At 36.1% G+C, this 16,296-nt stretch carries 19 protein-coding genes and 1 pseudogene; 5 read left to right on the forward strand and 15 right to left on the reverse strand.

Annotated features, from left to right (window positions below):
• Window positions 1-91 precede the first annotated feature (91 nt).
• On the reverse strand, window positions 92-232 hold the full coding sequence (locus MOC86_RS04110) for a YfhD family protein (RefSeq protein WP_268582904.1): 141 nt from the start codon (window positions 230-232) through the stop codon (window positions 92-94).
• Window positions 233-725: 493 nt separating this feature from the next.
• Between MOC86_RS04110 and MOC86_RS04115 the strand changes: the two genes are divergently transcribed.
• On the forward strand, window positions 726-1,121 hold the full coding sequence (locus tag MOC86_RS04115) for a CBO0543 family protein (protein WP_326847705.1): 396 nt from the start codon (window positions 726-728) through the stop codon (window positions 1,119-1,121).
• 265 nt (window positions 1,122-1,386) lie between these two features.
• Here MOC86_RS04115 and MOC86_RS04120 read toward each other — a convergent pair whose 3' ends face one another.
• The 4 genes from MOC86_RS04120 to MOC86_RS04135 all read right to left on the reverse strand — a co-directional run bounded on the left by MOC86_RS04120 (window position 1,387) and on the right by MOC86_RS04135 (window position 4,289).
• Window positions 1,387-1,950, reverse strand: a complete 564-nt coding sequence (locus MOC86_RS04120) for an NADPH-dependent FMN reductase (RefSeq protein WP_268582906.1) — start codon at window positions 1,948-1,950, stop codon at window positions 1,387-1,389.
• Between the two features lie 272 nt (window positions 1,951-2,222).
• Entirely contained in the window at window positions 2,223-2,741 is a 519-nt protein-coding gene (locus tag MOC86_RS04125) for a topology modulation protein (RefSeq protein WP_268582907.1), read from the reverse strand.
• A complete protein-coding gene (locus MOC86_RS04130) occupies window positions 2,738-3,274 on the reverse strand; it encodes a GrpB family protein (RefSeq protein WP_268582908.1) in 537 nt (178 codons plus the stop codon). The genes MOC86_RS04125 and MOC86_RS04130 overlap by 4 nt, the downstream gene beginning before the upstream one ends.
• Before the next feature lie 19 nt (window positions 3,275-3,293).
• Entirely contained in the window at window positions 3,294-4,289 is a 996-nt protein-coding gene (locus tag MOC86_RS04135) for a LacI family DNA-binding transcriptional regulator (protein WP_268582909.1), read from the reverse strand.
• Window positions 4,290-4,444: 155 nt separating this feature from the next.
• Here MOC86_RS04135 and MOC86_RS04140 point away from each other — a divergent pair, with 155 nt between their 5' ends.
• Entirely contained in the window at window positions 4,445-4,864 is a 420-nt protein-coding gene (locus MOC86_RS04140) for a PH domain-containing protein (protein ID WP_268582911.1), read from the forward strand.
• A 44-nt stretch (window positions 4,865-4,908) separates the two neighbouring features.
• On the opposite strand, the gene MOC86_RS04145 is transcribed toward MOC86_RS04140, so the two are convergent.
• The 5 genes from MOC86_RS04145 to MOC86_RS04165 form a co-directional block, all read right to left on the reverse strand.
• Window positions 4,909-5,118, reverse strand: coding sequence for a DUF6366 family protein (locus MOC86_RS04145; RefSeq protein WP_268582913.1), 210 nt, complete (start codon window positions 5,116-5,118; stop codon window positions 4,909-4,911).
• A gap of 191 nt (window positions 5,119-5,309) precedes the next feature.
• Complete coding sequence (locus MOC86_RS04150; RefSeq protein ID WP_268582914.1) at window positions 5,310-6,743, reverse strand: sugar porter family MFS transporter; 1,434 nt, start codon at window positions 6,741-6,743, stop codon at window positions 5,310-5,312.
• A gap of 118 nt (window positions 6,744-6,861) precedes the next feature.
• Window positions 6,862-7,914, reverse strand: coding sequence for a Gfo/Idh/MocA family oxidoreductase (locus MOC86_RS04155; RefSeq protein ID WP_268582915.1), 1,053 nt, complete (start codon window positions 7,912-7,914; stop codon window positions 6,862-6,864).
• 364 nt (window positions 7,915-8,278) lie between these two features.
• Window positions 8,279-9,610, reverse strand: coding sequence for a peptide MFS transporter (locus MOC86_RS04160; protein ID WP_268582916.1), 1,332 nt, complete (start codon window positions 9,608-9,610; stop codon window positions 8,279-8,281).
• Window positions 9,611-10,171: 561 nt separating this feature from the next.
• Window positions 10,172-10,330: a hypothetical protein gene (locus MOC86_RS04165; protein WP_268582917.1), complete on the reverse strand. Its 159-nt coding sequence runs from the start codon at window positions 10,328-10,330 to the stop codon at window positions 10,172-10,174.
• A 343-nt stretch (window positions 10,331-10,673) separates the two neighbouring features.
• Between MOC86_RS04165 and MOC86_RS04170 the strand changes: the two genes are divergently transcribed.
• Complete coding sequence (locus MOC86_RS04170) at window positions 10,674-11,423, forward strand: alpha/beta fold hydrolase (RefSeq protein WP_268582919.1); 750 nt, start codon at window positions 10,674-10,676, stop codon at window positions 11,421-11,423.
• A 181-nt stretch (window positions 11,424-11,604) separates the two neighbouring features.
• On the opposite strand, the gene MOC86_RS04175 is transcribed toward MOC86_RS04170, so the two are convergent.
• Entirely contained in the window at window positions 11,605-12,120 is a 516-nt protein-coding gene (locus MOC86_RS04175; protein ID WP_268582921.1) for a GNAT family N-acetyltransferase, read from the reverse strand.
• Between the two features lie 264 nt (window positions 12,121-12,384).
• Between MOC86_RS04175 and MOC86_RS04180 the strand changes: the two genes are divergently transcribed.
• Complete coding sequence (locus MOC86_RS04180) at window positions 12,385-12,675, forward strand: DUF5316 family protein (protein WP_268582922.1); 291 nt, start codon at window positions 12,385-12,387, stop codon at window positions 12,673-12,675.
• Window positions 12,676-12,842: 167 nt separating this feature from the next.
• Entirely contained in the window at window positions 12,843-12,998 is a 156-nt protein-coding gene (locus tag MOC86_RS04185; protein ID WP_268582924.1) for a hypothetical protein, read from the forward strand.
• 54 nt (window positions 12,999-13,052) lie between these two features.
• Here MOC86_RS04185 and MOC86_RS04190 read toward each other — a convergent pair whose 3' ends face one another.
• From MOC86_RS04190 to MOC86_RS04205, 4 genes and pseudogenes are all read right to left on the reverse strand, one after another.
• Window positions 13,053-13,718 carry an O-methyltransferase gene (locus MOC86_RS04190; RefSeq protein WP_268582926.1) on the reverse strand — a complete coding sequence of 222 codons (666 nt, stop codon included), beginning with the start codon at window positions 13,716-13,718 and terminating at the stop codon, window positions 13,053-13,055.
• Window positions 13,719-13,800: 82 nt separating this feature from the next.
• The gene (locus tag MOC86_RS04195) at window positions 13,801-14,484 is read right to left on the reverse strand and encodes an MBL fold metallo-hydrolase (RefSeq protein ID WP_268582927.1); all 684 of its coding nucleotides are present in this window, start codon (window positions 14,482-14,484) and stop codon (window positions 13,801-13,803) included.
• A 143-nt stretch (window positions 14,485-14,627) separates the two neighbouring features.
• The gene (locus tag MOC86_RS04200; protein WP_268582928.1) at window positions 14,628-15,575 is read right to left on the reverse strand and encodes an NAD-dependent epimerase/dehydratase family protein; all 948 of its coding nucleotides are present in this window, start codon (window positions 15,573-15,575) and stop codon (window positions 14,628-14,630) included.
• Between the two features lie 203 nt (window positions 15,576-15,778).
• A pseudogene (locus tag MOC86_RS04205) lies at window positions 15,779-16,289 on the reverse strand (IS6 family transposase); the annotation flags it as partial.
• Window positions 16,290-16,296 lie beyond the last annotated feature (7 nt).

The raw sequence follows: 16,296 nt of genomic DNA on the forward strand, positions 1-16,296 counted from the left end.
TATACCCCTTTCTTGTTTATGAACGTGACTGTTGTTATGTAATGACAAAAGCCCTCAATCACTTTAGTAATTGAGGGCTTTTATAAATTCTTTATTTACGCTTAAAACGCATCTTTGTGCGTTCTGTGATCTCGTCTGCAAATTCCCCGTTTACCATTTTTCCACTTCGAGGTGTTTGGGATAATTTTGCTTTGTTTTTATGTTTATTGTTTCTTGACTGTCCTCTTGTCATGGTGATATCCCCCCTTTTTTTAAAAAGCAAAAAACGTAAAAAAACGGCTTTTTTATGTTTCTGCTCTATTTAAAGTATAAGGAAAAGAGGTTGATTATAATCTGTATTTTTAATTCCTATTGTGTTTTAAAATACCGTTTTTTATTTTTATATTTTTCTTTTAGAACATAGTTTATTTAAATGATATTTTGTTCTTTCAGTTAAAAAGAATAACTCTTCATCGCTCGTGCACACTATAAAAGATATTTTGTATATCAAATCTATCCGTCCGAAAATCCCTTCTTTGTTAAGCTTTTTTTATCCAGATTAGATCATGAAAAAACATTATTAGAAAGGAAAAAATATGGCTAACAAAACCTCCATCTATAACAACTATTTTGAAAAACAAAATGATTTAAATCATGAAAAGCTACAGATTTGGCTTGATTATACCGTTTTTAGCTGGAGATGGTGATTAGGCGTCTTTATAATCGTTTGTTTAACCGGAATATGGCTGAAATTTAGAAAAAAAGAAAGTACAGACAGACTGTTGTATACAGGGCTTTTTGTTGCTGTTTTAGCTTCTTTTCTTGATATGGTTGGCGATTTTCTCGGATTGTGGGATTATCGATATGAAGTTTTTCCTTTAACACACAATTATTTTCCTTGGGATCTTTTTCTCTTGCCTATTTCAGTTATGATTACCTTACAAATTAAGCCCAACATGAACCCCTTTATAAAAGGCATTATTTATGCAGGATTCTCTTCCTTTATTGGTCTCCCTCTCCTCACATGGCTTGGCATTTATAAACCAATAAAATGGGAATATATCTATTCTTTTCCGATTCTCGTTATAATCTACCTTGCCGCTCATTACATTTCTTTGCGAAATCAATTTGAGAAAGTATAACTCTATCTTTTTTCTCCCAACCTAGAAAAGTGGAGCTTATTTCGTTCCTGTTTTCTGGGTTATTCTACATTTTTTAGTGTGACACCCTACATACACTTTACTCCATTAACCATTCTATTTCGTTTTTCGTTGAATTCTCTTCTTTAGTTATTTTTTGAACATTGATATTGCTCGGTTGTTATTTATATAATTACTAATCCCCCTTTTTGAAAATCATCTACAAATAGAATAAAAAGGAACTTCTCTTGTAGAAGTTCCTTTTTATTTAGGCAAGGGGCGCTTTCTTCTTTTTTATCTCCGTAATAATACTTTCTACTAATAACTCTAAAGAGAGTCTTGTATCTTTATCTATTGCTTCACCTTTTGAATTCAATTTCGTTCCAACAGATGAAATGACAAGCGTTCCATTTTTCACCATATTAACATTCAGCATTTCTAATGTTTGTAGAAAAGACGCCTGTGCTTTTTCTCCTCCCGCTACCATAGGAGAAGCCGTAATAACAGCTACAGTCTTATTTAACAGCTGACCTGATGAAACAAGCCAGTCAATTGCATTTTTCAGTACTCCTGGTATGCCACGAGCATACTCTGGCGTACAAAAAATAAGGGCATCCGCTTCGTTTAATTCCTGTCTGAACTCCTCGATAACTATTGGTCCTTCTTCATTATCTAAATCCGGATTAAAATGCGGAAACTCTCCAATCTTATCGTAAATAGAATAGTCAATATCATCTTTGAAAAAAGAAGCTAGATTTTCTAATATGTTCGTATTTATTGAACTCTCTCTTATGCTTCCTGAAATAGCCACAACTTTTTTACGTTTTCCCATTCTATCATCTCTAGAAACAGAATACTCTTTTCTGGATTTAAAAAGCAAAGGATTGAATTTATAGTAGTAGTAATTTTTCTTTTAGCACATAGTTTATTTAAAAAACAAATATAAAAAATGCTCATTTCCAAAAATGAGATAGTATTCAGAAAGTAACATAAATATTGTGAGTGTTTAATGTTTTGTTTTCTTTAGATATATTTCATTCATTAAGTTCACAAAGTGAATTAATAATGAAAAAAGTGTTTCTCTCCTATTAAAGAAACACTTTTTTATTTTAGATTTTCTAAATATCTCTTAATTTCCTTTTTACTTTTTAAAAGAATAACCTTATTGCTTGGATTTAGCTTTTGAAAAGCCTCAAAGTGTTCAGCCATTCTTTTCTTACGACCGTAATAAGTTGTACAGATAAATTTAAGAAATGTCCAATCTAGCTTTTCTTCGCATCCTTTGCCTAAATCAGCGCGCGTTTTTCCTCTATTCATCCAAAAGCGTTTTAGCACGCGGTAAAGACAAACACGAAGAGGAAGTTCAAGATAAATCATCGTGTCTGCTCTTTGTAAGCGAATTTGAAAAGTGTTTTTGTAGTTTCCTTCTATAATCCACTGCTCATGAGGGATAATGTCTTGCTGAGATTTTGAAAACTCTTCTAACGATGCTTCTACCCAATTTGGTTTCCAAAACAATGCATCTAAATGATGAACCTCAATATGCAATCTTTCTCCGAGTTTCCGTGCAAACGTCGACTTTCCGACTCCTGGAGAAATCCCCACAACCATAATGCGGTTCACTTTCCCTCTCTCCTTCGTCGTTCTTCTCCCCAAAGAGATGCTTTATGAGCTAGTGCTGTTACAAACCCCCTCTTTCCTTCTTGATACTTATAATGAAAATCTGGAAATTCTCGCGCTAGCTTTCTCTTTAATTCTCCATAAGCTCTTGCTTCTAGAGGATGGTGAAGCAAATACTCTTTAAAGTCTAGGAGTTGTTCAATATGCGCATGACCGCTTTGGAAAATATGAACATGATGTGTTCTCTTCTCTTTTCCTTTTACAAAGTAGCGCCTTCCAGTAATACCATTCTCTCCTTTAGCACTGTAGCCCACTCCAATCATTTCTCTTTCATAAGAAGCGATTCTCTCAATATTAGACACTATAACTAAAATATCGATAATAGGCTTTGCATATGGAATAGTGTGAACAGAGGTACTGCCAATATGAAACATATGGATAACATTATCTTTTAATATTTCATGGAGCAGCTCTTTCTCTTGTTCATATAGAGTCCCCCACTGTTCTGTCCAAGAATATAGTTCCGTTTTTCTCACAGCATCCCTCCTCATTACTTTAGACACTTGCTGTAGACTGTCGTACAATAAGTTCAGGAGCCATAAGCAGGCGCTCCTTATATCCTTTGGACTCTTCCATTTCTTTCCGTAATAAATCAACAACTTTTGCGCCCATTTGTTTTATCGGCTGAGAAACGGTTGTCAGCATTGGAGCTGTTGTTGTGGATAAAACCGTATTGTCAAATCCAACAACAGAAAGCTCGCGTGGCAAGTCAAGTTCAAGCTCTTTAGCTGCTTGAATTACGCCTGCTGCTAGCAAATCGTTACATGCAAAAATAGCGGTTGGTTTCTCATCCAATAAGAGAAGCTTTTTAGCACATTCATATCCTTTTTGAATTATCGCTTCTGTTTTCATGATATATTCTGGTTTCACATCTATGCCCGCTTCTCTCATAGAGTCCTTATAGGCCGCTAAACGAGGTTCGTTACTGCGAACGTTTTCAGAAATGATTGCAATGTCTTTATGTCCTAAATCAAGCAAGTGTGATGTTGCTAAATAGCCTCCTTTATAATCATCAACAGTGACCGTGTTAATCGAAAGCTGAGGGATTTCGGAAGCAATTAAAACACTTGGAATTCCTCTTTCAATTGTTTCTTGTAGCAAAACCGTGCTTCTAAATGCAGAAGCAACAACAAGTCCGTCTACTCGTTGACTCGTTAACAGAGCTAAGTAATTTCTTTCTTTTTCTGTATTATTATCTGTACTACACAACATTACATTTAATCCTACTTCATGACTGCGATCTTCAATGCTTCTTGCGATTCCTGCATAAAAAGGGTTCGATATATCAGGAACAAGAAGTCCAATTAATTTGGTTCGCTTTCCTCTTAAAGAAGCTGCTGCTGCATCAGGCTTATAGTTTAATTTTTGCATTGCTTGAAACACTTTTTTTCGCGTTTTCTCACTAATTTTCCCGCTATCATTGATTACTTTTGAAACCGTTCCAATAGAAACGCCGGCCTCTTCGGCAACGCTACGGATCGTAATTTTCATTTTTTCCTCCTTTCTCTCCAGAAATGAGTATGTATTTATGTAATAATGAACGTAAATGAACTTATTTATTATAGCATAGAACTTTTTTCTACAGCACAGCCACTCTACTCCTAGACTTTAAACCGTATTCTTAAAAAGAAAGGAGGAAAAGAACCATGTATTTTCCATCCCAAAAAGACATATGGGTTATTATTATAAATTGGATTGTTATTTTCGCTTGTTTCACACCTCTTATTATTAAAAGAGACTATGAAGCTCTTTTTTTCACTCTTCCATTAGCACTCTTTCTCCTGTTATGCTTTTTTAAAACAGGATATATGGTAGACGAGAAAATGCTAATCATCCACAATGGTCCCCTAAAAAAGAAAGTTTCAATCAAAGATATCCAAAAGATGAAACGAACGAAAAATCCGTTAGCCTCTCCTGCTCTTTCACTAGATAGAATCGAAATTACGTCGCATTCTCATAGCAGCATCCTACTTGTGTCTCCTAAAAACACACGGGAGTTTATCTCTTTATTAAAAGAAGCCAATCCAGACATTAAAGTAGATAAAAATTTAACGGAGTCCTTCTAACTTTATTAACGGCTGTTTTTGTATAAGAAAGAGGTCGCCTCACTTCAAAATAGGAATGCGACTATAAAACCTATGATGATGACAAGGAGGAGTATTCCCATCCCTTTCCAACCTAAGCCCCCTACTAAATCAGCAAGGTTTCCCATTTCAGCCCTATTAAACGCATCGTTCATATTTCCAGTAGGGTTTCTTTTTAATTCTTCTCCTCTTAGTCTTTCTCTTCTTCTTTCAGGTGTTTCTTTTTTTCCACTCATTATTACACCCCGTTTTCTCTCATTCTCACCTTTATTTTTTCATCCTCTTTCCATAAACCTTGTCTTAATCATTTACAATAAAATTTTAACACATTATGGTAAATTGATGAATTTTCATATTAAGAAATCCTCCTCTTCTATCAATCCTATACCTAAAAAAAGACAGCTTCATTTAAGCTGTCTTTTTCTTATTACTGTTTCACTTGTCTCTGCAGTTCTGATTGAACTCTGTTATCATCATAAGAACGAAAACGCTGTTCAATTTCTTCCAGTGAATATCCTCTTGTTTCAGGCAAGTATCTATAAACGAAAGCAATGGCAAACACACCGAGAATGGCGAAAATAAAGAACGTCATAGCTAACCCAATTGAAGCAAGTAACATGGGAAACGTTAAGCTGATTGAAAAGTTAACGATCCACATCCAAAATACGCTAAAGCCCATCCCTAATCCCCTCATTCCGAGAGGGAAAATTTCAGCAAGCGTAAGCCATGTTACAGGACCAATTGCCCCTTGCATAAAAGCAAGGAAGAGAACCGTGAGTGAAAGAACAACATAAGGAAGAGCGGGAGATCCTTCTAAAAGCATTGAGAAAAGTCCGATTAGAAAAAGAGAAGTCGTTGTTCCACAAAGCCCAATAATAAGCATTGGACGACGGTTCACTTTTCCAAGCAGCCAAATCCCAACGAGCATGGCGCCCATCGAAATGATGCCGTTCGCTACATTTCCGATTAGTGCAGCTTTAATTCCTAACCCAGCATCTTTTAAGATTTCTGTTCCGTAATACATAATAGCGTTTACACCATTAATTTGGTTCACAACTGCAATCCCGATTCCTAAAAATAATATGCGTCGTATCCATGGTGTTGATAAATCTTTTATCGTAGCTTTTTTCATTTTAGATTCTTTAGCTATCGACGTTTTAATTTCTGTTAACTCTTCATTTGCTTGCTTTTCTTTTCGAATTTGTTTTAGCACTTTTAATGCCTCGCCTATTCTCCCCTTTGAAGCAAGCCAGCGCGGGCTTTCTGGCACAATAAGCATTCCAAACCATAGAATTACAGCAGGAAGAGAAGCAATGACTAGCATATAGCGCCAAACATGTCCAATTTCTCCTAATGTATTGCCTAAAATAGCATTGAATGTAAAAGCTAAAAACTGACCGGTCACAATCATGAATTCGTTTTGAGTCACAATCTGGCCTCTTTTTTCAGCTGGTGCCATTTCAGCTAAAAATGTCGGCACTGTAACAGAAGCACCGCCAACAGCTAGACCGAGTAAAAACCTAAAAACAATCATTAGCGTTGTATCTGACGCTAGTGTGCATCCAAGCGTTGCGCCAAAAAATAATAGAGCTAGAAACATAATATTTTTGCGACGGCCATGACGATCTGAAAGTTGTCCTCCAAACAAGGCCCCAAACGCAGCCCCTAACAAAAGGGAGCTTGCAACTAGTCCTTCTGTAAATGGAGTAAGGTTAAGCTGATCAGGCATTGACATATAAGGTAATGCTCCGTTAATTACCCCTGTATCATACCCAAAAAGCAAACCGCCAAACGTTGAAATAAACGCAATTACTTTTATTTTCTTCGCTGGCTCCTTTTGTTTCCCTGTATTCTCTCCCACATCGTGTTCCTCCCGTTCTCATAAACTATGAAACCTATAATTGATAACGCTTTCAATTATAACTTATCTTCTCTTTTTCATAGCAAGCAAACGATATCTTTCTACGATGGAACAAGCGTTATGTTGTAGAACGAGCCACGTTATAGGGAGATTGAACGTTAACAAGCTCTCCTGTTTCAAATGATTCTTTGCAAGCATATCCTAAAGCAGTGGATAAAACGCCATCTTCTACTGTTACGGCTGGTTTTCTTTCTTCTCTTATGCAATTAATAAACTCTTCTACTTCACTTAAGTATGCTTGTTCAAACCTTTCTAAAAATCCTTCTGAACACTCTTTTACAGCTCCTGTTTCATTGAATACTGTGACCATATTTCGCTCTGGTGTTGTTCCAATTCTTAAGGTTCCTTCTGTTCCGATAATTTCGGTTTCAATATGATAGCCGTGTGAACAATTTCGACCTGCTACAAAAACACCCATTGTTCCGTTTTCAAATTTCACTAAGGCAGCCCCTGTTTCAGCATCATTTAATTGTCCGATTTCAGGATATCCATAAGCACCACCAATTGCCCATACTTGTTTTGCTTCTGAATTAAGATACCAACGTGCTAGATCTAAATCATGAATAGCCATGTCTAAAAATAAACCACCGCTATAGTTGTTTTTCGCAAAACTCATAAAGCCACCTATTGCTTTACTTGGATCAAGTCCGTAGCAGCGAATCAAGACAGGTTCTCCGATTGCTCCTTTTTCTACTTTTCTCTTGGCATATGCGTATGATTTATCATATCTTCTCATAAAACCAAGCATAAATACTTTGTCCTCATGCTTCTTAACCGCTTTCTCAACGCGCACTGCTTCTTCTAAATAAAGACCAAGCGGTTTTTCACTAAAAACGTGAAGATTCGCCCGAAGCGCTTTTTCAATTTGCTCACAATGAAAACCCGATGGAGACGCAATTAAAACAGCATCTAATTCTTCATTTTTAATCATTTCATCGTAGTTTGTGTAGGCATATTTTACACCCCACTCTTCTTGCGCTTTTTTCGCTTCTTCTTCAATAATGCTGCATACAGCAGTAAGTTCGCAGTTTGGGATACGAAACGCTAAGTTCTCCGCATGCTGTCTTCCTAAACGTCCAAGTCCAACGATTCCAACTTTCACTTTTTTCATGATAGATTCCTACCTCTCCCTTTAGTATGGTGTTTCTCACCCTCCGAAGTAAACGCTTACCGTTTTATCGCGAGTGAGTAAAAAAAGATAACTAATACAATATCGAATATTCAGTCTTTTGATAATGAAATTAAAGAAAACGTTTTCCTTATGTTTCTGATTATATACTCGCCTTTAGTTTGAAGTCAACAACTTTATTCCCCTATAAAAACAAGACATAATTACTATATAGAGTCTTATTACTCATTATTATCCTGTTTCTTAACACTTTTGAAAAAGGCTTTACAATCAAGGTAAGGAAAACGTTTTCCTCATGAAGTGAATATACTAAAAGAAAGCTGCCTTCTAAAAAGGCAGCTTTCGATTAATCCATTAATTTTGCAATTGGTTTTGAAAGGAATAAGACGATAATTCCAAGAACAATGGTTACGGCACTAATTACACCAAATATTTTCAAATATCCGAATGATTGCGTATATGTTGCTAACACCCCTGCTAGCTTGTTTGCTACTGCAGAACTTGCCATCCATACTCCCATTAGAAGAGAAGCAAGTTTCAGTGGAGCAAGTCTACTTACCATTGATAGTCCAACTGGTGAAATCATTAGTTCAGCTAGCGTGTGTAGGAAGTAAGTGAAAACCATAAACAATAAATTTACTTTTAGTTCTGAGCTGTTTCCTGTTTGTAATACAGCAGATACTAATACTAAGAACCCTAAACCAACGGTGATTAATCCCATACCCATTTTTGTTGGTGTTTTAAAGTCACCGCGTTTTGATTTCCCAAGCTTGTACCAAACAATAGACATAATTGGCGCTAATAGAACGATAAACATTGCATTTAACGATTGGAACCATTCTGTTGGAACTGTGAAGCTTCCAATATGACGGTCAATGTGTTCTTGCGTATATAGAGTTAGCGAGCTTCCTGCTTGTTCAAATGCTGTCCAGAAAGCAATCGTCACGAAAGCTAAAATAACAATCGCAAGTGTTCTCATTTTTTCTTGTTTTGTTAATGGTGCTTTTGTTGTATGTGTTTTTTCTTGCTGAATTTTTCTTGTTGGTTTAAGACCAAGATCACCTAAGTAGCGTTTTGCTAATGTATTAAATAAAACTTGTCCAACAATCATTCCGATTGCCGCTGTTAGGAAACCATATTTATAGCTCATTAATCCAACAACAAGCGGTGCGAAGAATGCTCCAACGTTAATTCCCATATAGAAGATTGTAAACGCTCCGTCGCGTCGAGGATCGTTTTCTTCGTATAAGTCTCCAACAAGCGTTGAAATGTTCGGTTTGAAAAATCCATTCCCGATAATAAGTAGGGCAAGTCCAATGTATAAAGCCGCCATACTTTGATGAAGGAAAATAGAGAAGTTCCCGACCGCCATTATGATACCGCCGAGCGTAATCGCTAATCTTCGGCCAAGATAACGGTCTGTTAAATAGCCACCAATCATTGGCGTAATATAAACTGCACTTGTAAATGTGCCGTATAAGCTTAATGCTGTTGCTTTATCAACACCAAGCCCGCCGCTTGCGGCAGTAGCTGTTAAATACAAAACAAGAATAGCTCTCATTCCGTAATAACTAAAGCGTTCCCATGCCTCTGTGGCAAATAATAAGTAGAGTCCAGGCGGATGTTTCTTTTTTAATTCCGCCGGCTGCTGTGTTTCTTTCTTTACAGCTGCTTCCATGATGAATCCCCCTAAAAAATCTCACAGCCTGATATCGTCTTTCATTTGTGTGAATCAACAAAAAAGTCAGAATATACATACTGTAATGAATATAATCTTTTATTATTTTATTAAAAAAGTATTATGTACGTCAATAAAATTATATAAAAAAATCAAAAAATAATTAAATACACAATAAAATGTTTAAATATAAGCTTTTAATTGCATGGTATTTATCACATAAAGTATTTCACTATATATTCAATAAAAACAAACTTTATATTACAATATTATAAATATATGTAAAAAAATCAAAAAAAGAGACCTACTACATTAAATTAAGATAATAATTAATAGGATAGTTAGTCTATTATGAGGGCTAATTATCCTTTTTTATTTACATTTTGTATTAAGAAAATAAAGGTTGAAAATATAGTTTAGTATGTATAAAATGCGTTTCTTGAGGTGGTCTTTCAAACCAACCGTGCTTAATTATTAAATTTGCAGCATCTCGATCAAATCCAAATGAGAGATGTAAAGTGTTTAATCTTGAAGCAGAAAAAAACCACTCAGAGTGGTTTTTTAATCACGTATTGCTCCTGCTTCTCGGGAAGTCACTGCTCCTTGTCCTTCGCTTACATCTTTTTGAATTTCTTGTTTTACTTTTTGTGCATCAGTTCCGGAAAATTCTGGTTTCATAATAGAACCCAAATTCTCTTTAGCTTGTTGATGCTGTTGCATACAAGTCCTCCTCAATTTATTGTTTAACAATCTTATTATTTACAAAAAAAAACACTCGGTATATCCCGAAGATTTCAGCGAAATTCACTTAAAGTAAAGGGGACTAATGCGGAAGCTTGTTATTAATATTACCTTGAAACCAAGTCTTCATGAAAAGGGCGCATTTCCAGAGTAAGGATATGCGCCTTTTTTGCATAAAAAGGCCATATTCTAGAATAAGGAAGGAAATTAAAAGGCGCTTCTTGAAGCGTAAGTTAATCCAGGAAAAGGAAGAATTATTTGAGAAAGATAACATAGTTTTAATTATTAAATTATAATATTAAATTGTAATGGAGGGATTTCAATGGATTTGTATTATGAGGTTAATGGTAACGGGCGCCCTGTCGTTCTTCTTCACAGTGGTGGCGCTGATTTACGGGACTGGACATTTGTTGCGCCACTTTTAGCAAAACACTACAAGGTCGTTGCTTTTGACGGACGCGGAGCCGGGAAATCACCGAATCCAGTAGGAGATGTTAATTGTGTGGAAGATTTGAAGGGGCTTCTTGACCATCTGAATATTCATAAGGCCACATTGATCGGACATTCTCTGGGGGGACAGATTGCAACAGACTTTTCATTAGAATATCCTGAATACGTATCGGAATTGGTTTTAATCGCACCCGCATTGACAGGGTTTAACTATTCATCGGAGTTTGCAAAATACATGAATAAGGTAAGTGCGGCTGCACCAGATATAGACAAAATGATTAAGGTTTCACAAAGTGCACTGTCGTATCGTGTTGTCCAGGCTAGTCCCCACAAAGAGCTTACTGAACAAATGCTTCGACACCATATCAAAAGGACATTTAATTGGCCAGCTTTTGATATGATTTGGCCGAATCCTCCTGCAGCCGAAAGACTGGATGAGTTGACTGTTAAAACTTTATTTATGATTGGTACGGAGGAATTACCCGATAACCTTCGTGTCGCTGACTACTTTCGAAAGCAGTCAGACGCTCGAATTGTTGAAATTTCTGGTGCAGATCATATGGTTACGTTAACTCATCCTGAGGATTTGTATCGTCAAATTACCGGTTTTATGAAGGAATGAAAAAGTTAGAAAAAGAAAATAAGCAATTATGGGCAAAAGAAAATGAAAAATTTACTGATTACTTTACGAAGATATAATAATAAGACCCCACATATTAGACATGTCTAATATGTGGGGTCTTATTATTACCAACTGTTTTACTTGTCTAATCTAAATATAATATAATAGGTCTCTTTTTTTATTATGTTAAAAGGGAAAGATCATCCCATTTATAGGCCTCATCTTCAACAACATATCCCCCAAATTCGCTTTGACGCCCTCTTGTATATGTACCTTTTAAAGATTGATAAAACCCCCGACCAGCACGATTATTTTTCATCACCCATACAAACATGGAAGAAACGTCATTTTGGATAAAATGAGCTGCGACCGCTTTAACAAGAGATCTTCCTACCCCTTTCCCTTGGCACTGATCTAAAAGGTATAGAGCATACAGTTCACCTTCACGTTTCTTATGAAGCATACACCGAGCTGCTGCGAATCCTACCACTTTCTCCATATCATTCACCGCTACATACATAACCGTTTCATTTACGTCATCATCATAAAACGACTGCCATTTATGCTGTGACGTCTCATATGATAATTCATTTAGAAACGTCCTAGGTACCAAACCATCATATGTTGTTCGCCAGCTATCAACATAGATTTTGGCAATCTCTTTTATATCTCTTTCACTTGCTTTTCTAATTTTCAATGGATCACCTCTAATTTGTTATTATGCATTTTTTTCAAGACTCTGGACATCAATATTGTCCTCACAATTGCTTTAATCACGCTCTATTTCGTTACTTTCAATCGAAAAAAAGGGCAAGCTGACTCTGGAAATTTCGGCTTATATATGATAGGATTATTAGTTTTACAAACAACATTAATGATCGTATTTAGCGTTATCTAACACTTTCTTGCAGAAATATGTTAAAATAGAATTAATAATCCATCAAGGAATCGAGGAATCAATTTGATTAAAAAAGGATTTATGATTGGCATTATTATATTGTTGGTGTCATTGGCCGCCTTTTATTTTACAGGGAATGGGTCATATCTTTACTTTATTTCAGGTGGCGTAGGCTGGGTTTCGTTCTTATTTTCAGCCGATTACTTCGTTCACAGTATCACATTAAAAGATAAAAATAAATTTTCTTTCGAAAAGAAAGACCGCAACATGAAGAGTTGGAAAAAATCAAAGCGATTGCTCTCAGTCGCTGCGCCAAACTTGGTCGCTGTAGCCATTTATTTCATCGTTAGCTAATCATCCAAGTTATAGCACACATGAATAACGGAGGAAGCTCGTTACTTTTTAGCGAGTTTCCTCCGTTATTTTTTATGTTCTCATCCTTCCCTCATTTTCTATTTGACCTGCAAAGCGTTTCATACTCTACACTTGAAGCAAATATCGAAAGTGAGGAGAGATTTACGATGCTTTCTATTGTTATTCTCTGTTTTATTATTTATCTTTCTGCTTACTTCTGCTTAAAAAGCGACGGACAATCGCTTGAAGTTGAAAAGATCGAAACATTTGATGATTACTTTGTAGAGTCTCATCACAACCACCCTAAGAAACCTTCCCTTTAACCTAATCCTCCCCCAAAAAGCATCCATTCTTTGTATAAAGAATGGATGCTTTCTTTACCCTACAATACCGAAAACTAAACCATCATACCCTTTACTTCCAACCGTTTGAAGAGCTGTTGCATCAACTTGTTTTTCACCCGCTAATAGATCGATAAATTCGCGAATCCCTTTTACGCTTTCATCTTCACTGTCTTCTTCAATAACTCTTCCTTCTCGTACAACATTATCTCCAATAATAACCGTACCTTTCTTTGACAGTTGAAGAGCCCATTTTAAATAGTGTGGATTGTTAGGCTTATCAGCATCAATGAAGATTAAATCAAACGGATCTCCCTTCTCTTTTAACAATGGAAGCGTCTCAAGTGCAGAACCAACAATAATTTCAACAAGATGATCTACATGTGCTCTCTTCAAATTACCCCGTGCTACTTCTGCATGCTTTTTATTCACTTCTAATGTCACAAGTTTGCCATCACTAGGAAGAGCTCTCGCAAGCCAAATCGTGCTATATCCTCCAAGTGTGCCAATTTCTAAAACACGTTTTGCTCCTTTTATCTTTGCTAGTAAGTGAAGAAATTTACCTTGAGTAGGTGATACATCAATTGCAGGCAACCCTGTTTTTTCATTCTCTTTTAACACTTCTTCAAAGACATCATGAGCACCAACTAATTTACCGTTCAAATACTGATCAACATCGTGCCAAATCTTCTCATTAGCCATTCCATCGCCCCTTTTTGAACAGCATTTCTTCTTTTCAAAGAAATTATATTATGAAGGAACTTATTATTTCATAGGTCAAGTATTAAGACTTAGAATGTGACGTTAATTCTTGAAGACGTTTCTCGATATCTCCTTTAAGTATTCCTCCATGATAACCAATTAACGTTTCAATCTCTAAGTGTTTAAATTTGTTGAGAGATTCGAGAGCTTGTTCCATATTTGGCGTAAATGGAGGATTCGAACCTAAAAGCTCGCCATTTTCTACAATCATTGCGTCTCCTGCAATCAATGTTTTGCTTTGTTCATGATAAAGAGAAATATGTCCTGGCGTATGACCTGGTGTATGAATCACTTTTACTCCACCCGCAATAGGCAACGTCTCGCCATCTTTTAATACATGTGTCACATTTTTGTTTTCGGGATTATAAAACGTCTCATCAAACAATAAGCGTTCATGCTCATTTAGTGAACCTGTCACGTGTTTCTTCTTTTCTTCATCTAATTTAATAAACGGCTTTTCTCCATCAATATATGGCCTATCTTCTTCATGAGCATAGGTATGTAGGTTCTCGTTCTCCTCTATCAGCTGTGGCAAGTTTCCGATATGATCAATATCTTGATGTGTTGACAGAACTCCTGTAAGACGTTCAGGATTTAGATTTTCTTCACTCATTAAGTTGTAAAGCTCTTTTGCATAACCAGGCATTCCTGTATCAACAAGCACACAAGACTCTTTATCATAGATAACCGTAGGATAAACAACCATTTTCTATTCTCCAGAACCCATTTCTAACTTCAGTATTTCTAATCCTTCAGCAATTTTCATGATAATCAAAGCGTAACGCTTTGATTCACCTTCTCATCAGACTTACGAATTTATTATATGAATTTTGCTTTTTTGGAGTCAATTCATCTGCCTTCAACACCTGTATCTTTTTCCCTTTCGAGTAAACTTTGAACCGCATCTTTGATACTTTCTTTTTGAGAATATTTTGTTGTAAATCCAAGCTTCCTTATTTTTTCATCATTCCAAATCCGGTCCGTATGAAACGTCTTTAAACTATATGACATTGGATTCTCAACAACACAAGATAAATCGTAAATGTTAGCCTTCATTCCTCTTGCTTCGTCAATCTCTTCCTTCAAGTTTCTCCACGTTGTATCAAACCCTTTTAATACAAATATATTTGTGCTTCCTGTAGGAAATGGATACCTCCCGAGCCACTCCATTGCTTGCCCTACATCTCTTGTGTCAACAAGCGATACTTTCGTTTTACCATTTTTAACGAGTGGAAACTGATCATTCATGTGCTGTTGAAATAAGCGTGAGAAGAAAGACGTATAATCCCGACGACCAATTGCACTTGCTGGGCGTAGTATAATTGTTGTTATACCTGTTTCTTCCCCTATTTTCCTTACTACTTCTTCTCGTCTCAGGAGCAGTTGTTGAATGGGATATTGTGGTTTTATGCAATATGACTCATCTAACGGCTCACTGCTATGAAAATCGTATACCACAATAGAACTTAGCTGAATGAATCGGTTTGCAGCACTTAAAGAAGCTGCTCTCACTAACTTTTTTGTAAGTTCAATTTCTACTGAATGCTCTAAATCAATCTTTGAACTTAAACCAACACTCCCTATACAGTTGTAAACAACTTCATGACCTTCGATTACTTCTTTGATGGATGCAGTATCCGAGTAGTCTATTTCAACAATCCTAACATCTAAAGACTTTAAAAAAGCAACGTTACGATGTGAACGCACAACAGCTGTCACTTCATGACCTTTTAATACTAATTGCTCAACAGTATGACTTCCGATAAACCCTGTACTTCCAAACACAATAGCTTTCATTTTTATCATCCCTTTATATATTGTTCAAAAAACCATTTACTGGTTAAAACTCACTTATTATACTAATGAAAGTACTTTCGTTTTCATAGTACGGATATTTTTGGTTCTGGCGCAAAAACTACTCGCTAGAAACATAGAATATCAATTTCCTTTACATTGCTAGTTTATGTAGCTAATCCAAACAATTTATGAATGAATTCTTTTTAATTTTGGGCAGACTTCACCCCTTGGTAAACTTGCTTCTTTTTGATCATATGCATCACTTCTATTCCACTCAAAATATTCTTGGCTGTACGCTAAGATTTCAATCCTAACATCGCACGAACTCTCTTTTTAATAAAACGATGGTCTTGTTCTACGATGTTATTAAGATCTTTCACCTGTCTTATTTGGTTGCCTACAGGCATCTTTTTCTCTTTCTTCAACTCTTCAATTGCTATAGGATAGGCTGGGTTCTTGTCTACTGTGATAACACGAGGCTTTTGAAACATAAAAAGACTGCAAAGCTTTCTTGAAAGAGCGCTTTGCAGCCTGATGATCTCTTGTTTTGCTTAAATAAACATCAATCGTATTTCCTTCCGACTCAACAGCACAATATAGGTATACCCATTGCGCTTTGACCTTCACATACGTCTCATCGACTCCCTAAGAATCATTGGTTAGCTTAAGGTGACGCCGTACTCGCTCACCTAATTCAGGACCATACTGATAAACTTTTATC

The organism is Priestia endophytica, assembly GCF_026790145.1.
Lineage (GTDB): Bacteria > Bacillota > Bacilli > Bacillales > Bacillaceae_H > Bacillus_I > Bacillus_I endophytica_A.

Coding starts and splice junctions, on each gene's coding strand:
- MOC86_RS04110 (WP_268582904.1), bottom strand. CDS start 232: ATGACAAGAGGACAGTCAAGAAACAATAAACATAAAAACAAAGCAAAA.
- MOC86_RS04120 (WP_268582906.1), bottom strand. CDS start 1,950: ATGGGAAAACGTAAAAAAGTTGTGGCTATTTCAGGAAGCATAAGAGAG.
- MOC86_RS04135 (WP_268582909.1), bottom strand. CDS start 4,289: ATGAAAATTACGATCCGTAGCGTTGCCGAAGAGGCCGGCGTTTCTATT.
- MOC86_RS04140 (WP_268582911.1), top strand. CDS start 4,445: ATGTATTTTCCATCCCAAAAAGACATATGGGTTATTATTATAAATTGG.
- MOC86_RS04145 (WP_268582913.1), bottom strand. CDS start 5,118: ATGAGTGGAAAAAAAGAAACACCTGAAAGAAGAAGAGAAAGACTAAGA.
- MOC86_RS04155 (WP_268582915.1), bottom strand. CDS start 7,914: ATGAAAAAAGTGAAAGTTGGAATCGTTGGACTTGGACGTTTAGGAAGA.
- MOC86_RS04160 (WP_268582916.1), bottom strand. CDS start 9,610: ATGGAAGCAGCTGTAAAGAAAGAAACACAGCAGCCGGCGGAATTAAAA.
- MOC86_RS04165 (WP_268582917.1), bottom strand. CDS start 10,330: ATGCAACAGCATCAACAAGCTAAAGAGAATTTGGGTTCTATTATGAAA.
- MOC86_RS04170 (WP_268582919.1), top strand. CDS start 10,674: ATGGATTTGTATTATGAGGTTAATGGTAACGGGCGCCCTGTCGTTCTT.
- MOC86_RS04185 (WP_268582924.1), top strand. CDS start 12,843: ATGCTTTCTATTGTTATTCTCTGTTTTATTATTTATCTTTCTGCTTAC.
- MOC86_RS04190 (WP_268582926.1), bottom strand. CDS start 13,718: ATGGCTAATGAGAAGATTTGGCACGATGTTGATCAGTATTTGAACGGT.
- MOC86_RS04195 (WP_268582927.1), bottom strand. CDS start 14,484: ATGGTTGTTTATCCTACGGTTATCTATGATAAAGAGTCTTGTGTGCTT.
- MOC86_RS04200 (WP_268582928.1), bottom strand. CDS start 15,575: ATGAAAGCTATTGTGTTTGGAAGTACAGGGTTTATCGGAAGTCATACT.